We start from the raw sequence: 17,056 nt of genomic DNA on the forward strand, positions 1-17,056 counted from the left end.
CCTTATTGACCGGGGTTTTTCTAATTTGATGCCTGGCAGTTCCCTACTCTCGCATGGGGAGACCCCACACTACCATCGGCGCTACGGCGTTTCACTTCTGAGTTCGGCATGGGGTCAGGTGGGACCACCGCGCTAAGGCCGCCAGGCAAATTCTGTTTCATTAACCCGCTTGTCGCCGGTTAATCTAATCTGTATCAGGCTGAAAATCTTCTCTCATCCGCCAAAACATCTTCGGCGTTGTAAGGTTAAGCCTCACGGTTCATTAGTACCGGTTAGCTCAACGCATCGCTGCGCTTACACACCCGGCCTATCAACGTCGTCGTCTTCAACGTTCCTTCAGGAGACTCTAAGTCTCAGGGAGAACTCATCTCGGGGCAAGTTTCGTGCTTAGATGCTTTCAGCACTTATCTCTTCCGCATTTAGCTACCGGGCAGTGCCATTGGCATGACAACCCGAACACCAGTGATGCGTCCACTCCGGTCCTCTCGTACTAGGAGCAGCCCCCCTCAGTTCTCCAGCGCCCACGGCAGATAGGGACCGAACTGTCTCACGACGTTCTAAACCCAGCTCGCGTACCACTTTAAATGGCGAACAGCCATACCCTTGGGACCTACTTCAGCCCCAGGATGTGATGAGCCGACATCGAGGTGCCAAACACCGCCGTCGATATGAACTCTTGGGCGGTATCAGCCTGTTATCCCCGGAGTACCTTTTATCCGTTGAGCGATGGCCCTTCCATTCAGAACCACCGGATCACTATGACCTGCTTTCGCACCTGCTCGCGCCGTCACGCTCGCAGTCAAGCTGGCTTATGCCATTGCACTAACCTCCTGATGTCCGACCAGGATTAGCCAACCTTCGTGCTCCTCCGTTACTCTTTAGGAGGAGACCGCCCCAGTCAAACTACCCACCAGACACTGTCCGCAACCCGGATTACGGGCCAACGTTAGAACATCAAACATTAAAGGGTGGTATTTCAAGGTCGGCTCCATGCAGACTGGCGTCCACACTTCAAAGCCTCCCACCTATCCTACACATCAAGGCTCAATGTTCAGTGTCAAGCTATAGTAAAGGTTCACGGGGTCTTTCCGTCTTGCCGCGGGTACACTGCATCTTCACAGCGAGTTCAATTTCACTGAGTCTCGGGTGGAGACAGCCTGGCCATCATTACGCCATTCGTGCAGGTCGGAACTTACCCGACAAGGAATTTCGCTACCTTAGGACCGTTATAGTTACGGCCGCCGTTTACCGGGGCTTCGATCAAGAGCTTCGCGTTACCGCTAACCCCATCAATTAACCTTCCGGCACCGGGCAGGCGTCACACCGTATACGTCCACTTTCGTGTTTGCACAGTGCTGTGTTTTTAATAAACAGTTGCAGCCAGCTGGTATCTTCGACTGATTTCAGCTCCACGAGCAAGTCGCTTCACCTACATATCAGCGTGCCTTCTCCCGAAGTTACGGCACCATTTTGCCTAGTTCCTTCACCCGAGTTCTCTCAAGCGCCTTGGTATTCTCTACCTGACCACCTGTGTCGGTTTGGGGTACGATTTGATGTTACCTGATGCTTAGAGGCTTTTCCTGGAAGCAGGGCATTTGTCGCTTCAGCACCGTAGTGCCTCGTCATCACGCCTCAGCCTTGGTTTTCCGGATTTGCCTGGAAAACCAGCCTACACGCTTAAACCGGGACAACCGTCGCCCGGCCAACATAGCCTTCTCCGTCCCCCCTTCGCAGTAACACCAAGTACAGGAATATTAACCTGTTTCCCATCGACTACGCCTTTCGGCCTCGCCTTAGGGGTCGACTCACCCTGCCCCGATTAACGTTGGACAGGAACCCTTGGTCTTCCGGCGAGCGGGCTTTTCACCCGCTTTATCGTTACTTATGTCAGCATTCGCACTTCTGATACCTCCAGCAACCCTCACAGGCCACCTTCACAGGCTTACAGAACGCTCCCCTACCCAACAACACATAGTGTCGCTGCCGCAGCTTCGGTGCATGGTTTAGCCCCGTTACATCTTCCGCGCAGGCCGACTCGACCAGTGAGCTATTACGCTTTCTTTAAATGATGGCTGCTTCTAAGCCAACATCCTGGCTGTCTGGGCCTTCCCACATCGTTTCCCACTTAACCATGACTTTGGGACCTTAGCTGGCGGTCTGGGTTGTTTCCCTCTTCACGACGGACGTTAGCACCCGCCGTGTGTCTCCCGTGATAACATTCTCCGGTATTCGCAGTTTGCATCGGGTTGGTAAGTCGGGATGACCCCCTTGCCGAAACAGTGCTCTACCCCCGGAGATGAATTCACGAGGCGCTACCTAAATAGCTTTCGGGGAGAACCAGCTATCTCCCGGTTTGATTGGCCTTTCACCCCCAGCCACAAGTCATCCGCTAATTTTTCAACATTAGTCGGTTCGGTCCTCCAGTTAGTGTTACCCAACCTTCAACCTGCCCATGGCTAGATCACCGGGTTTCGGGTCTATACCCTGCAACTTAACGCCCAGTTAAGACTCGGTTTCCCTTCGGCTCCCCTATTCGGTTAACCTTGCTACAGAATATAAGTCGCTGACCCATTATACAAAAGGTACGCAGTCACCCCATAAAGAGGCTCCCACTGCTTGTACGTACACGGTTTCAGGTTCTTTTTCACTCCCCTCGCCGGGGTTCTTTTCGCCTTTCCCTCACGGTACTGGTTCACTATCGGTCAGTCAGGAGTATTTAGCCTTGGAGGATGGTCCCCCCATATTCAGACAGGATACCACGTGTCCCGCCCTACTCATCGAGCTCACAATATGTGCATTTTTGTGTACGGGGCTGTCACCCTGTATCGCGCGCCTTTCCAGACGCTTCCACTAACACACACACTGATTCAGGCTCTGGGCTCCTCCCCGTTCGCTCGCCGCTACTGGGGGAATCTCGGTTGATTTCTTTTCCTCGGGGTACTTAGATGTTTCAGTTCCCCCGGTTCGCCTCATTAACCTATGGATTCAGTTAATGATAGTGTGTCGAAACACACTGGGTTTCCCCATTCGGAAATCGCCGGTTATAACGGTTCATATCACCTCACCGACGCTTATCGCAGATTAGCACGTCCTTCATCGCCTCTGACTGCCAGGGCATCCACCGTGTACGCTTAGTCGCTTAACCTCACAACCCGAAGATGTTTCTTGCGATCCATCATCGTGTTGCGAAAATTTGAGAGACTCACGAACAACTTTCGTTGTTCAGTGTTTCAATTTTCAGCTTGATCCAGATTTTTAAAGAGCAAATATCTCAAACATCACCCGAAGATGAGTTTTGAGATATTAAGGCAGGTGACTTTCACTCACAAACCAGCAAGTGGCGTCCCCTAGGGGATTCGAACCCCTGTTACCGCCGTGAAAGGGCGGTGTCCTGGGCCTCTAGACGAAGGGGACGTATCAGTCTGCTTCGCAAGACGCCTTGCTTTTCACTTTCTATCAGACAATCTGTGTGAGCACTGCAAAGTACGCTTCTTTAAGGTAAGGAGGTGATCCAACCGCAGGTTCCCCTACGGTTACCTTGTTACGACTTCACCCCAGTCATGAATCACAAAGTGGTAAGCGCCCTCCCGAAGGTTAAGCTACCTACTTCTTTTGCAACCCACTCCCATGGTGTGACGGGCGGTGTGTACAAGGCCCGGGAACGTATTCACCGTGGCATTCTGATCCACGATTACTAGCGATTCCGACTTCATGGAGTCGAGTTGCAGACTCCAATCCGGACTACGACGCACTTTATGAGGTCCGCTTGCTCTCGCGAGGTCGCTTCTCTTTGTATGCGCCATTGTAGCACGTGTGTAGCCCTGGTCGTAAGGGCCATGATGACTTGACGTCATCCCCACCTTCCTCCAGTTTATCACTGGCAGTCTCCTTTGAGTTCCCGGCCGGACCGCTGGCAACAAAGGATAAGGGTTGCGCTCGTTGCGGGACTTAACCCAACATTTCACAACACGAGCTGACGACAGCCATGCAGCACCTGTCTCACGGTTCCCGAAGGCACATTCTCATCTCTGAAAACTTCCGTGGATGTCAAGACCAGGTAAGGTTCTTCGCGTTGCATCGAATTAAACCACATGCTCCACCGCTTGTGCGGGCCCCCGTCAATTCATTTGAGTTTTAACCTTGCGGCCGTACTCCCCAGGCGGTCGACTTAACGCGTTAGCTCCGGAAGCCACGCCTCAAGGGCACAACCTCCAAGTCGACATCGTTTACGGCGTGGACTACCAGGGTATCTAATCCTGTTTGCTCCCCACGCTTTCGCACCTGAGCGTCAGTCTTCGTCCAGGGGGCCGCCTTCGCCACCGGTATTCCTCCAGATCTCTACGCATTTCACCGCTACACCTGGAATTCTACCCCCCTCTACGAGACTCAAGCTTGCCAGTATCAGATGCAGTTCCCAGGTTGAGCCCGGGGATTTCACATCTGACTTAACAAACCGCCTGCGTGCGCTTTACGCCCAGTAATTCCGATTAACGCTTGCACCCTCCGTATTACCGCGGCTGCTGGCACGGAGTTAGCCGGTGCTTCTTCTGCGGGTAACGTCAATGAGCAAAGGTATTAACTTTACTCCCTTCCTCCCCGCTGAAAGTACTTTACAACCCGAAGGCCTTCTTCATACACGCGGCATGGCTGCATCAGGCTTGCGCCCATTGTGCAATATTCCCCACTGCTGCCTCCCGTAGGAGTCTGGACCGTGTCTCAGTTCCAGTGTGGCTGGTCATCCTCTCAGACCAGCTAGGGATCGTCGCCTAGGTGAGCCGTTACCCCACCTACTAGCTAATCCCATCTGGGCACATCCGATGGCAAGAGGCCCTAAGGTCCCCCTCTTTGGTCTTGCGACGTTATGCGGTATTAGCTACCGTTTCCAGTAGTTATCCCCCTCCATCAGGCAGTTTCCCAGACATTACTCACCCGTCCGCCACTCGTCAGCAAAGCAGCAAGCTGCTTCCTGTTACCGTTCGACTTGCATGTGTTAGGCCTGCCGCCAGCGTTCAATCTGAGCCATGATCAAACTCTTCAATTTAAAAGTTTGATGCTCAAAGAATTAAACTTCGTAATGAATTACGTGTTCACTCCTGAGACTTGGTATTCATTTTTCGTCTTGCGACGTTAAGAATCCGTATCTTCGAGTGCCCACACAGATTGTCTGATAAATTGTTAAAGAGCAGTTGCGACGCGGCTTTCAGCTCACTGTCGCGAGGTGGCGTATATTACGCTTTCCTCTTTCAGAGTCAACCCTGAATTTCAGGATTTTTCTCTTCAACCGAACCGGCTGTTTGTGTGAAGTGATTCACATCCGCCGTGTCGATGGAGGCGCATTATAGGGAGTTCTCCGCAGGCCGCAATAGAAAAATTGCAGAAAAATGACTGACTGCTGCATTCCCCAGCAAAACCCCGCTTTATACCTTTTTACGCACAGAGTTATCCACAATCATCAATGTAATTTCTGTATTTTTCCCACGGTAAACACTGTCAAAATTGTGATCACCATTGAAAGAGAAAAATTCGCGAGCGTTGCGCAAACGTTTTCGTTACAATGCGGGCGAAAAATAAGGATGCCCCGTTAGGGGCGTTAGCTGAGTTTTTCGCGAAAAATTCAGCTAACGCTCTCTGTAATAGTCAAATCCAGGGGATTTACCATGCAACAACGTCGTCCAGTCCGCCGCGCTCTGCTCAGTGTTTCTGACAAAGCCGGTATCGTCGAATTCGCCCAGGCACTTTCCGCACGCGGTGTGGAGCTGCTGTCTACAGGGGGCACAGCCCGTCTGTTAGCAGAAAAAGGTCTGCCGGTAACCGAAGTTTCCGATTACACCGGTTTCCCGGAGATGATGGATGGACGCGTGAAGACCCTGCATCCGAAAGTACATGGTGGAATTCTGGGCCGTCGCGGCCAGGACGATACCATTATGGAAGAACATCAGATCCAGCCTATCGATATGGTGGTTGTTAACCTGTATCCGTTCGCCCAGACCGTTGCTCGTGAAGGCTGCTCGCTGGAAGATGCGGTTGAGAACATCGATATCGGCGGCCCGACGATGGTGCGCTCTGCCGCCAAGAACCATAAAGATGTCGCAATCGTGGTGAAGAGCAGCGACTACGACGCCATTATTAAAGAGATAGATGCCAATGAAGGCTCCCTGACTCTGGAAACTCGCTTTGACCTTGCCATCAAAGCCTTCGAACACACCGCCGCCTACGACAGCATGATTGCCAACTACTTCGGCAGCATGGTTCCGGCTTACCACGGTGAAAGCAAAGAAGCCGCCGGTCGCTTCCCACGCACGCTGAACCTGAACTTCATTAAGAAGCAGGATATGCGTTACGGCGAGAACAGCCACCAGCAGGCTGCCTTCTATATAGAAGAGAATGTGAAAGAAGCCTCCGTTGCTACTGCAACCCAGGTTCAAGGTAAAGCCCTCTCTTATAACAACATCGCCGACACCGATGCGGCGCTGGAGTGCGTGAAAGAGTTCGCCGAGCCGGCATGTGTGATTGTGAAACACGCCAACCCTTGCGGCGTGGCTATCGGCAATTCCATTCTTGATGCTTACGATCGCGCGTACAAAACCGACCCAACCTCCGCATTCGGCGGCATCATTGCCTTTAACCGCGAACTGGATGCTGAAACCGCGCAGGCCATCATTTCTCGTCAGTTCGTCGAAGTGATTATTGCGCCGTCCGCCAGCGAAGAAGCCCTGAAAATCACCGCCGCCAAGCAAAACGTACGCGTTCTGACCTGCGGTCAGTGGGGCGAGCGTGTTCCGGGTCTTGATTTCAAACGCGTGAACGGCGGTCTGCTGGTTCAGGATCGCGATCTGGGGATGGTCGGTGCAGAAGAACTGCGCGTCGTCACCAAACGCCAGCCGACCGAACAGGAATTGCGTGATGCGCTGTTCTGCTGGAAAGTGGCGAAGTTCGTGAAATCCAACGCTATCGTCTATGCCAAAAACAATATGACCATCGGTATTGGCGCGGGCCAGATGAGCCGCGTGTACTCCGCGAAAATCGCCGGTATTAAAGCCGCCGATGAAGGTCTGGAAGTGAAAGGTTCCTCGATGGCTTCTGACGCGTTCTTCCCGTTCCGCGACGGTATTGATGCCGCCGCCGCTGCGGGCGTGACCTGTGTAATCCAGCCTGGCGGTTCCATCCGTGATGACGAAGTGATTGCCGCCGCCGACGAGCACGGTATTGCGATGCTCTTCACCGACATGCGCCACTTCCGCCATTAATGGAGCAATAGATGAAAGTATTAGTGATTGGTAACGGCGGGCGCGAGCACGCGCTGGCCTGGAAAGCGGCTCAGTCGCCGCTGGTTGAAACTGTTTTTGTTGCTCCGGGTAATGCAGGCACTGCGCTGGAACCCGCGCTACAGAACGTCGCTATCGGCGTAACCGATATCCCGGCGCTGCTGGATTTCGCACAAAACGAAAAGGTAGATCTAACCATCGTCGGCCCGGAAGCGCCGCTGGTGAAAGGCGTAGTCGATACCTTCCGCGCCGCCGGGCTGAAAATCTTCGGCCCAACCGCAGGTGCTGCACAACTGGAAGGTTCTAAAGCATTCACCAAAGACTTTCTGGCCCGCCATAACATTCCCACAGCGGAATACCAGAACTTCACCGAGGTAGAACCTGCGCTGGCGTATCTGCGTGAGAAAGGCGCGCCAATCGTCATTAAAGCGGACGGTCTGGCCGCCGGGAAAGGCGTTATCGTGGCGATGACGCTGGAAGAAGCTGAAGCCGCCGTGCGCGACATGCTGGCGGGCAACGCGTTTGGCGACGCGGGTCATCGCATTGTTATCGAAGAGTTCCTCGACGGCGAAGAAGCGAGCTTTATCGTGATGGTGGACGGCGAGCATGTGCTGCCGATGGCCACCAGCCAGGATCACAAACGCGTAGGCGATAAAGATACCGGGCCGAACACCGGCGGGATGGGCGCTTACTCCCCTGCGCCAGTAGTGACCGATGAGGTTCATCAGCGCACGATGGAGCGTATCATCTGGCCAACCGTGAAAGGCATGGCGGCGGAAGGCAACACCTACACTGGTTTTCTCTACGCGGGCCTGATGATCGACAAACAGGGCAATCCGAAGGTTATTGAATTTAACTGCCGCTTTGGCGATCCGGAAACCCAGCCGATTATGCTGCGCATGAAGTCCGATCTGGTTGAGCTCTGCCTGGCGGCCTGTGAAGGCAAGCTGGACGAGAAAACGTCCGAGTGGGATGAACGCGCTTCTCTCGGCGTGGTGATGGCTGCGGGTGGATATCCGGGCGATTACCGCACCGGCGATGTGATCCACGGCCTGCCGCTGGAAGAAGTGGCAGACGGCAAAGTGTTCCACGCGGGCACGAAACTAGCGGATGACGAGCAGGTAGTGACCAGCGGCGGGCGCGTACTGTGCGTTACCGCGCTGGGTCATACCGTGGCAGAAGCGCAGAAACGCGCTTATGCCTTAATGACCGATATCCATTGGGACGACTGCTTCTGCCGGAAAGATATCGGCTGGCGCGCTATCGAACGCGAGCAGAACTAACGCGACAGTTTTGCCAATAGCGTTTTGCGCGTGATCCCTAACTGGCGGGCGGCTTCGGTTTTGTTGCCGCCCGTTTTCTCCAGCGCCGCCAGAATCACCTCTTTTTCGACTTCCACCAGCGGCTGAATATCCTGACTTTGTACCAGCGGGATCGGCGTACTGGCAATCGCCAGCGGCAGCTCGCGTTCGGAAATATATTCCCCGGTCAGCAGCACCACCGCCCGTTCCACCGCGTTTTCCAGTTCACGAATATTTCCCGGCCAGTCGTAATGAATCAGCAGATCCATCGCCTGGGGCGTAAAGCCTTTTACCGCCTTGCGATTACGTTCGGCAAAGCGCTGAAGAAAATGGCCAGCCAGCAGAGGAATATCTTCCCGCCGTTGCCGCAGCGATGGTACTTCAATCGCCACCACGTTCAGCCGATAGTAGAGATCCTGGCGAAAACGCCCGGCATTCACCTCTGCGGCAAGATCGCGATGGGTTGCCGCAATCAGCCGGACATCAACCGAAATAGTCTGGTTGCTACCGACACGCTGAACTTCGCGCTCCTGAATCGCACGTAGCAGACGCACCTGCATCATCGGCGAGATATCGCCAATTTCATCGAGAAACAACGTGCCGCCGTCCGCCTCAACAAAGCGCCCTTCCCGGCGTTTGTCGGCCCCGGTAAACGCCCCTTTTTCGTGACCGAACAATTCAGACTCCAGCAAGGATTCGTTGAGCGCCGCGCAGTTGAGCGTTACCAGCGGTTTTTCGCTACGTGCGCTACTGGCGTGAATCGCCCTGGCGACCAGCTCTTTACCGGTGCCGGAATCGCCGTGGATCAGCACCGTGGCTTCCGATGGCGCGACGAGGGCGATTTCACTGAGCAGGTGTTGCATCGCCGGGCTTTTACCGACCATACCGAACTGGCTGGCAGACACCGCAGGCGTTTCAGCGTCAACACTGTGTGTATGCGCGAGCGCCTTTTCCAGCGTCGACTGTAGGTTATCGAAATCCAGCGGCTTGATGAGATAATCCAGCGCCCCGGTTTTCAACGCCTCTACCGCCGTCTCGATGCTGGAGTACGCGGTCATAATCAGCACCGGAATCGCGGGGTTTAATGTTTTGATCTCTTTTAGCGTGGCGATACCATCCATCTCTGCCATTCGCACATCGCAAAGCACAAGATCAAAAACCTGTTCCCGCACCTGCTCCAGCGCCTGTCGCCCGCTGTTCGCCAGCGCGACGTTATAGCCCCAGCCGCGCAGCAAAGCCTGCAAAATAGTGCAGTGGCTAATGTCATCATCCACCACCAGAATATCGATATTATCGTGCGTCATCCTTGTGGGTCCTTACGCGTAATATTGACCGGAAGCCAAAGGGTGAACGTTGCGCCTTTTCCCTCCTGGCTTGCGACCTGAATTGTACCACCGTGTTGTTCAACAATATTATGCACAACCGCCAGCCCCAGTCCGGTGCCTTCGGCTTTGGTGGTGAAGTACGGAGTGAAGATGGCTTCAAGCTGATCCGCCGCAATTCCCTTACCGCTGTCGGTAACGCTGATTTTCACGCCCGCGCCGCTTTCGCTGGCCGTCACGCTAATCACGCCATGCTGACCAATCGCCTGAATAGCGTTGAGATAGAGATTCAACAGGACCTGAGTCAGCCTGTCCGGATCGGCCTGAATTTCCGGTAATGTGTCGTTGGCGGTAAAGCGTAACTGGATCTCCCGGCTGTTTGCATCCTGGCTTACCAGCTGTAATGAGTGGTTAATCAGCGTGTTGAGCTCCACCGCCTGCAAAGCCAGATGCGTTGGCTTAACCAGTTCCAGCAGCTCGCTTACCACGCGGTTTAAACGGTCGGCTTCTTTCGCCATCACCTGCGCCAGTTGATGCGCTTCTCCCCCTGCTGGCGCGCGTTCGGCAAAGTATTTCGCCAGCCCTTTAATCGAGGAAAGTGGGTTACGGATTTCGTGGGCAACACCTGCCGCAAGATGCCCCAGCGCCACCAGCTTCTCTTTGCGCTTCATTTCATCCTGCAATAGCTGCCGCGAGCGCAGATATCGGCGATACCAGAAGAATGACAACACGCTTGCCAGCAAGACCGTCGCCAGGGCGAAGAGGATAATCAGGGTGTTTCTCTGCTCACGATCTTCGGCACTCACAATGTTACTGGCGTCGAAAGCGATAAAAATTGCTTGTGGTGTCGCGGCATACTGCTGCATATGGCGCATCCGGTGCATTCCAGTAGCAAACATCGGTTGAAACTGGCGATAAATTTCCAGAACAGGCTCGCCGTCTGCGCTATCGATCCGCCGCCACGCTTCTTCATTTCCCGGATGTAACTGCTGCATTTCCTGCGGGGAATAAAGCTGTTTTCCCACCATGCCGGAGTTGCTATGCATCACGATTGTTCCTTGTTCATCCGTGACCGCAAACCAACGTACTCCAGGCTGCCCGGCCATTTCTTCAAGTAAGGCCTGCTGCTGCGCATGATGCATGCGCATCCCCATGCCGACGCGCGAGCCGGATTCAAGAGCACGAATAAGTACACTGCCTTTTTCCAGCAGCGTTTGTCTGGCGGCGGCAGTCTCGCGCCCATAATCGCGAATCACTGTCACCGCAAACAGCCCCACCAGCCCAACAATGACCACGGGGAGGATCGCGCTTAACCATTTAGCTAAGGAGTCTTTAGAACGTTGCATAAAACGCATCTTCTTCTTTGCCTGCTCATCCCTTTCTGACAGCAGAAATCATGCCATCTTTTATCAGCGCTTACCCTGAGCTGTAACACAAAGGCTTAAGTTTCAATGAGTAAAAATGACTCGCTACCCGCAGCAGGCGAGTCATTTTTACTCGTTTATCATGCCAGATTACCCGTCATATCAGCGTTTCGCCGTTGGCACGGAAGATGCAATACCCGAAGTAAGACAACCACTGGAGGATTAACCATGAAACGGAACACGAAAATTGCCCTGGTAATGATGGCGCTTTCAGCAATGGCGATGGGATCGACATCTGCATTTGCTCACGGCGGACATGGTATGTGGCAGCAAAATGCCGCGCCTTTGACCAGCGAACAACAGACAGCGTGGCAGAAAATCCATAATGACTTTTACGCTCAAAGCAGCGCACTGCAACAGCAACTGGTGACAAAGCGTTATGAATACAATGCCCTGTTAGCCGCGAACCCACCGGATAGCAGCAAAATTAACGCGCTCGCCAAAGAGATGGAGAATTTGCGTCAGTCGTTAGATGAGTTACGGGTGAAACGAGATATTGCGATGGCTGAAGCGGGTATTCCGCGCGGTACCGGAATGGGTTACGGCGGCTGCGGTGGTGGCGGTCATATGGGTATGGGCCACTGGTAAATCAGAACGTTTTCTCGTTGGGTTGCCAGCGACAGAAATCAGAGTTTGCCACCAACAGTAATTGCGAACCTTCGGGCGCTTCCAGCCATGCCACGCTGACATCAACAGAAGAGCGGCTCTGGCGGCGCTCGATATGCGCTATCGCCTGCGAATCTAAATCAGGTTTAATGGTTTGCCCTTCGCAGGTGGTCACAGTCTGCTCCATCGCATGCCAGCGCCCCTGGCGCAGCACGACTCTCCCCTGACGTAAGGCATCGCTAATCTGGCGGATCTGATCAGCACGATAACGGTATAAATCGATTTGGTCGTTAGAAAGCTGCTGCTTTTCCCCATCGGATTCGCGTTGCATAAAGCTCAGATCGCCGCGATCGTCAAAACGCGCGCGAATATTCACCGGGGGTTTGCTGTAAACATTGATATTGATGAGCGTGAGGTTATCGCCCTGCCAGCGATACTCTCGCGTCGTGGTATCGCCACTGCGCCACGGGCTAAACACGGCAAGCAGATGCACATTATCGCCGCTGTCTTTTCGCCAGATGCGTACCGCGCCCTGGTCTTCAGCAAATCCACTGGCGGTAAAGGGAGGAAGTGAAGAGTTGTGACTACAAGCAGTGAGAAACAGAGCGCCAGCCAGCATCAATGATCGACGCCAGAAAGACAAAAGGGGTGAAACCACCCCTTCGTTAAAACTGTTCACTGCCACGCAATCTTACTTAACTGCGTCTTTCAGTGCCTTGCCAGAAACAAATGCCGGTACGTTAGCTGCGGCAATTTTGATTTCTTTACCGGTCTGCGGGTTGCGGCCAGTACGCTCAGCGCGGTGGTTCACTTTGAAGGTACCGAAACCAACCAGTTGTACAGCATCGCCTTCTTTCAGAGACTCAGTAATTGCAGCCAGAGTGGACTCCAGAGCAGCTTTAGCCTGGGTTTTGGACAGTTCTGCTTTCTCTGCAATTACATCAATCAGTTGAGTCTTGTTCATAAGTTATCCTTACAATGTGTTTATCGCTTGCTAAGCATCGAGTGCGACGGAAATGCCAGAATAGCACTCTCCTGCATACACGCACCGATAGCCACTTTTTTTCGCCCCCCAAATGTAGACCAGACGGGGGGCGAAAGGGAAGACTCCAGGTACGACAAATCAGGCGTTAAATCACGTTTTCTGGTCTTATTGCTGAAAAATTATACCAATATTGCTCTCACCCGCCTCACGCAGGTCTGCCCTAAGGCCTTTTATCAGCTCGATATCGCGTTCTTCGCACTCAGCTAAAAGTCGGAATATTTCCCACTGAATGTCCCATTCTTGCTCTACAGCTGGGTTTTCTTTGAGCTCTTCATCGCTCATTTCGCGACCAGCCTGAGTCATTTCCAGCATCGCCACGGTCGTGATGGAAGTCTTACTCACTTCCACCGCGTGTTCGAGCGTTTCGCCACTTAAACGCGAATGGACCAGTTCACTTAACGCCACGCAAGCATCGATTGCCGGATAAACGCCGTACAGATCGAAATCGTCGGCTGAAGGAATCGCTTCTTCAAATTTCTCCAGTTGGCTGTCGAAATTTACTTTTGCGTCTTTGACGGTCAGCGTTTCCCAAATGAGATCGAGAATGCGGCGGTAAATCTGCCCATCGCCGAAGCCGGTTTGCTGACAGAATACGGCGTAATTGGGGTACATACGTTCGCATAAGCAGGCCATAAAAGTGACGTGCTGCCAGCTTTCCAGGCGCTCCAGACGCAGATGAATTGGGTTTTGTAACATGTTGAGTTCTCAAATACGGAAATTATCCGCAGTTTACCTGAATTAGGGCTGATTTGCTGTATAGCGCACGAACGCCGGACGTTCCGAGGCCACTGCGTCCGCCCAGCGCGTTGGCTCCGGCAGACGATAGCCTTTCATGCAGCGTTGTACCCACGCCAGCGCGCTGTCCACGCTGACCCGATGGCCGGTAGCGATAAACAACGGGTTACAGCGCGCTTTGCTGCGCCAGACCCAGGCCAGCTGCTCGCCTTTATCCATCAGCGGGGCCAGCGCGCCCGGTTCGCTGGAGAGCGGTTCGAATTTACCGCAGAGCCGTTTTTTCGCTACGCCAATGGTCGGCACATCCACCAGCAAACCAAAATGGCTGGCGACGCCAAGACGGCGAGGATGCGAGATCCCATGACCATCGACAAACACTAAATCCGGCTTTTGTGACAGCATCTCCCACGCTGCCAGCAGCGCAGGATATTCACGAAAGGAGAGAAAACCAGGAATGTAAGGCATGGTGGTGGCGATGCGGGCCACTTTATACTCCACCAGCTCAAGCGAGGGGTATTTCAGCAGCACCATCGCCGCTCGCGTCACTTCGCCGCCCTGCTCAAATCCGACATCGGCTCCGGCGATCAGATCCGGCGGATCTTTATCGAGTCGATCCTCGCGGATCACAGAAGAAGCCAGTTCAATTTGTTGAGCGCGTAATGACGCGAGATCCATAATCGCTCCTTAGCGGTGATACTGTTCAGACAAGCGATGCACTGCCTCCACAAACACGCCTGCATGTTCTGGCGGCACATCCTGATGAATGCCGTGACCAAGGTTAAAGACATGGCCTTCGCCGTGACCGAAACCGGCAAGTATAGACGCCACTTCTTCTTCAATGCGGGCAGGCGGCGCGTACAGCATCGACGGGTCCATATTACCCTGCAGCGCGACTTTATTGCCCACGCGACGGCGCGCATCGGCGATGTCCGTTGTCCAGTCGAGGCCCAGCGCATCGCAACCGGTTTCTGCCATCGCTTCCAGCCACTGTCCGCCACCTTTGGTAAACAGCGTGACTGGCACGCGGCGACCGTCGTTTTCACGCAGTAAACCATCAACAATTTTATGCATGTAATAAAGCGAGAACTGTTGATAATCGCGCCCGGTAAGCACGCCGCCCCAGGTGTCGAAAATCATGACTGCCTGAGCACCGGCTTTAATCTGCGCATTCAGATACAACGTGACGCTTTTCGCCAGTTTATCGAGCAGCGCGTGCAGCGCCTGCGGATCGGCATACATCATCTTTTTGATCACGGTGAAGGCTTTGCTGCTACCGCCTTCAACCATGTAAGTCGCCAGCGTCCACGGGCTGCCGGAAAAACCAATCAGCGGCACTTCGCCTTTCAGTTCGCGACGAATGGTACGCACCGCGTTCATCACGTAACCCAGCTCATCTTCCGGGTCCGGAATTGGCAGTTTATCGACATCGGCTTTGCAGGTGACTGGCGAGGTAAAACGCGGACCTTCTCCGGCTTCAAAATAGAGCCCTAAACCCATCGCGTCTGGCACGGTGAGGATATCGGAAAAGAGGATCGCCGCATCCAGCGGATAGCGACGCAGCGGTTGCAAAGTCACTTCGCACGCCAGCTCGGCATTTTTGCACAGCGACATAAAATCGCCCGCCTGGGCGCGCGTGGCTTTATATTCCGGTAGATAGCGACCCGCCTGGCGCATCATCCATACTGGAGTGACATCAACGGGCTGGCGCAGCAGCGCCCGCAGATAACGATCGTTTTTAAGTTCGGTCATTTTAGCTGTTCCTTAGTGCGTCAGGCGGTCAGTGTATCATCACTCATACTCTGCCCGACACATCGCCACTGTATCTTCTATCAGACGGCGCGCTACGGTGCCGGGCGGCGGGAGTAACGGCAAATCGTCATAGCGATACCAGTGCGCCTCAAGCAATTCTTTCGGGTCGATCACGATCTCGCCGCTGTCATATTCCGCCATAAACGCGGTCATTAACGACTGAGGAAACGGCCACGGTTGGGAGGTCACGTAACGCAAGTTTTTAACTTTAATTCCGCTCTCTTCCATCACTTCCCGCGCGACTGCCTGCTCGAGGGTTTCACCCACTTCGACGAATCCGGCAAGTACTGTATGGACACCGTTACGATGGCGGGTATGCTGGGCGAGGAGGATCGAATCATCGCGACGGATGGCAACAATAATGCAGGGGGCGATTTGCGGGTAGTAACGCTCACGGCAATGGCTGCACAGCATCGCCCATTCGGTTTTGCTTGGATACATTTCATGCCCGCAGTAACCACAGTATTTATGCGATCGGTAAAACTCCGCCAGTTGCACGCCACGTCCGGCCAGTTGAAACAGCCCAACATCGAGATCAATGACCTGACGTACCGACCCCATATCGTGACGCCGCTGCAGTTGTACTAACCAAACAGGTTCCCCCTGCCATTCGCCGATTTGTAGTGCGCGCTGACCCACAAGATCGAAATTTGCCGCTTCGCCATATGGCAATTCTCCCTTCGGCAACCATAATTTTTGTTCATGGCTGACGACCCACCAGCCGTGATCTAATTTTTCAATTATACGATCCATAGCTCTTGCACTACCTTTGCATCACTGGCATGTTTAACATGGTTTTTACATTTCTCACAGAGCAGTTTTTGAATACAAACTTGCGGAGTCAATCATGCTTAACCAGCTCGATAACCTGACGGAGCGCGTCAGAGGAAGTAACAAACTGGTTGATCGCTGGCTACATGTACGTAAGCATCTGCTCGTGGCTTACTACAATCTGGTTGGCATTAAGCCTGGCAAAGAATCGTACATGAGGCTAAACGAAAAAGCCCTTGATGATTTTTGTCAGAGCCTGGTCGATTACTTGTCTGCCGGACATTTCAGTATTTATGAGCGCATTCTTCATAAGCTGGAAGGCAATGGGCAACTCGCACGCGCCGCGAAGATTTGGCCACAACTCGAAGCCAATACTCAACAGATTATGGATGACTACGATTCCAGTCTGGAAACCGCCATCGATCATGATAATTACCTTGAGTTTCAACAGGTTTTATCTGACATCGGCGAGGCACTGGAAGCGCGCTTTGTGCTGGAAGATAAGCTGATTCTACTGGTGCTTGACGCCGCCCGCGTCAAATATCCTGCTTGAGTTCTGCGCTGTTAACGCGTAATTTACATTCAACGCCCCGTTTGTGGGGCTAATTTCTTGTCGGAGTGCCTTAACTGGCTGAGACCGTTTATTCGGGATCCGCGGAACCTGATCAGGCTAATACCTGCGAAGGGAACAAGAGTTAATCTGCTATCGCATCGCCTTTGCGGCGATCGTCTCTTGCTTCATCCGTCGTCTGACAAGCCACGTCCTTAACTTTTTGGA

Annotated in this window: 12 protein-coding genes, 1 tRNA gene, 3 rRNA genes and 1 riboswitch; of the genes, 4 read left to right on the top strand and 12 right to left on the bottom strand. The window is 53.6% G+C overall.

Annotated elements, in window-relative coordinates; all coding sequences use genetic code 11:
* Positions 1-30: 30 nt before the first annotated feature.
* The 4 genes from rrf to EAS44_RS23390 form a co-directional block, all read right to left on the bottom strand.
* Positions 31-146, bottom strand: a 5S ribosomal RNA gene (rrf, locus tag EAS44_RS23375).
* Between the two features lie 95 nt (positions 147-241).
* Positions 242-3,145, bottom strand: a 23S ribosomal RNA gene (locus EAS44_RS23380).
* Between the two features lie 193 nt (positions 3,146-3,338).
* A tRNA-Glu gene (locus EAS44_RS23385) sits at positions 3,339-3,414 on the bottom strand.
* Between the two features lie 85 nt (positions 3,415-3,499).
* Positions 3,500-5,041: ribosomal RNA gene (locus EAS44_RS23390) — 16S ribosomal RNA — on the bottom strand.
* The 16S, 23S and 5S rRNA genes sit together here with 1 tRNA gene alongside, the layout of an rRNA operon.
* A gap of 616 nt (positions 5,042-5,657) precedes the next feature.
* Between EAS44_RS23390 and purH the strand changes: the two genes are divergently transcribed.
* Positions 5,658-7,247 (top strand): bifunctional phosphoribosylaminoimidazolecarboxamide formyltransferase/IMP cyclohydrolase, encoded by a 1,590-nt coding sequence (gene purH, locus EAS44_RS23395; protein WP_001187584.1) that lies wholly within the window; start codon positions 5,658-5,660, stop codon positions 7,245-7,247.
* Between the two features lie 11 nt (positions 7,248-7,258).
* Positions 7,259-8,548 carry a phosphoribosylamine--glycine ligase gene (purD, locus tag EAS44_RS23400; RefSeq protein ID WP_000866837.1) on the top strand — a complete coding sequence of 430 codons (1,290 nt, stop codon included), beginning with the start codon at positions 7,259-7,261 and terminating at the stop codon, positions 8,546-8,548.
* Here the strand turns inward: purD and zraR are convergent.
* Positions 8,545-9,870, bottom strand: a complete 1,326-nt coding sequence (zraR, locus tag EAS44_RS23405) for a sigma-54-dependent response regulator transcription factor ZraR (RefSeq protein ID WP_000148532.1) — start codon at positions 9,868-9,870, stop codon at positions 8,545-8,547. The genes purD and zraR overlap by 4 nt on opposite strands.
* Positions 9,867-11,243 carry a two-component system sensor histidine kinase ZraS gene (gene zraS / locus EAS44_RS23410; protein ID WP_001211942.1) on the bottom strand — a complete coding sequence of 459 codons (1,377 nt, stop codon included), beginning with the start codon at positions 11,241-11,243 and terminating at the stop codon, positions 9,867-9,869. The genes zraR and zraS overlap by 4 nt, the downstream gene beginning before the upstream one ends.
* Positions 11,244-11,480: 237 nt before the next feature.
* On the opposite strand from zraS, the gene zraP reads away from it, so the two are divergent.
* Entirely contained in the window at positions 11,481-11,900 is a 420-nt protein-coding gene (gene zraP, locus EAS44_RS23415; protein WP_000828221.1) for a zinc resistance sensor/chaperone ZraP, read from the top strand.
* 1 nt (position 11,901) lies between these two features.
* Here zraP and yjaH read toward each other — a convergent pair whose 3' ends face one another.
* The 6 genes from yjaH to nudC all read right to left on the bottom strand — a co-directional run bounded on the left by yjaH (position 11,902) and on the right by nudC (position 16,260).
* Complete coding sequence (yjaH, locus tag EAS44_RS23420) at positions 11,902-12,597, bottom strand: DUF1481 domain-containing protein (RefSeq protein ID WP_001300651.1); 696 nt, start codon at positions 12,595-12,597, stop codon at positions 11,902-11,904.
* 12 nt (positions 12,598-12,609) lie between these two features.
* Positions 12,610-12,882, bottom strand: a complete 273-nt coding sequence (hupA, locus tag EAS44_RS23425) for a nucleoid-associated protein HU-alpha (RefSeq protein ID WP_001044513.1) — start codon at positions 12,880-12,882, stop codon at positions 12,610-12,612.
* Positions 12,883-13,068: 186 nt separating this feature from the next.
* Positions 13,069-13,659 (bottom strand): YjaG family protein, encoded by a 591-nt coding sequence (gene yjaG / locus EAS44_RS23430; protein ID WP_000941119.1) that lies wholly within the window; start codon positions 13,657-13,659, stop codon positions 13,069-13,071.
* Between the two features lie 42 nt (positions 13,660-13,701).
* Positions 13,702-14,373, bottom strand: coding sequence for a deoxyribonuclease V (nfi, locus tag EAS44_RS23435; RefSeq protein WP_000362388.1), 672 nt, complete (start codon positions 14,371-14,373; stop codon positions 13,702-13,704).
* Between the two features lie 9 nt (positions 14,374-14,382).
* A complete protein-coding gene (hemE, locus tag EAS44_RS23440; RefSeq protein WP_000137653.1) occupies positions 14,383-15,447 on the bottom strand; it encodes a uroporphyrinogen decarboxylase in 1,065 nt (354 codons plus the stop codon).
* 39 nt (positions 15,448-15,486) lie between these two features.
* Entirely contained in the window at positions 15,487-16,260 is a 774-nt protein-coding gene (nudC, locus tag EAS44_RS23445) for an NAD(+) diphosphatase (RefSeq protein ID WP_000373935.1), read from the bottom strand.
* Positions 16,261-16,354: 94 nt separating this feature from the next.
* On the opposite strand from nudC, the gene rsd reads away from it, so the two are divergent.
* Entirely contained in the window at positions 16,355-16,831 is a 477-nt protein-coding gene (gene rsd, locus EAS44_RS23450; protein WP_000934300.1) for a sigma D regulator, read from the top strand.
* Between the two features lie 51 nt (positions 16,832-16,882).
* A riboswitch (TPP riboswitch) is annotated at positions 16,883-16,983 on the top strand.
* Positions 16,984-17,056: the final 73 nt, after the last annotated feature.

It is taken from the genome of Escherichia coli DSM 30083 = JCM 1649 = ATCC 11775 (assembly GCF_003697165.2).
In the GTDB taxonomy this organism is placed as follows: domain Bacteria; phylum Pseudomonadota; class Gammaproteobacteria; order Enterobacterales; family Enterobacteriaceae; genus Escherichia; species Escherichia coli.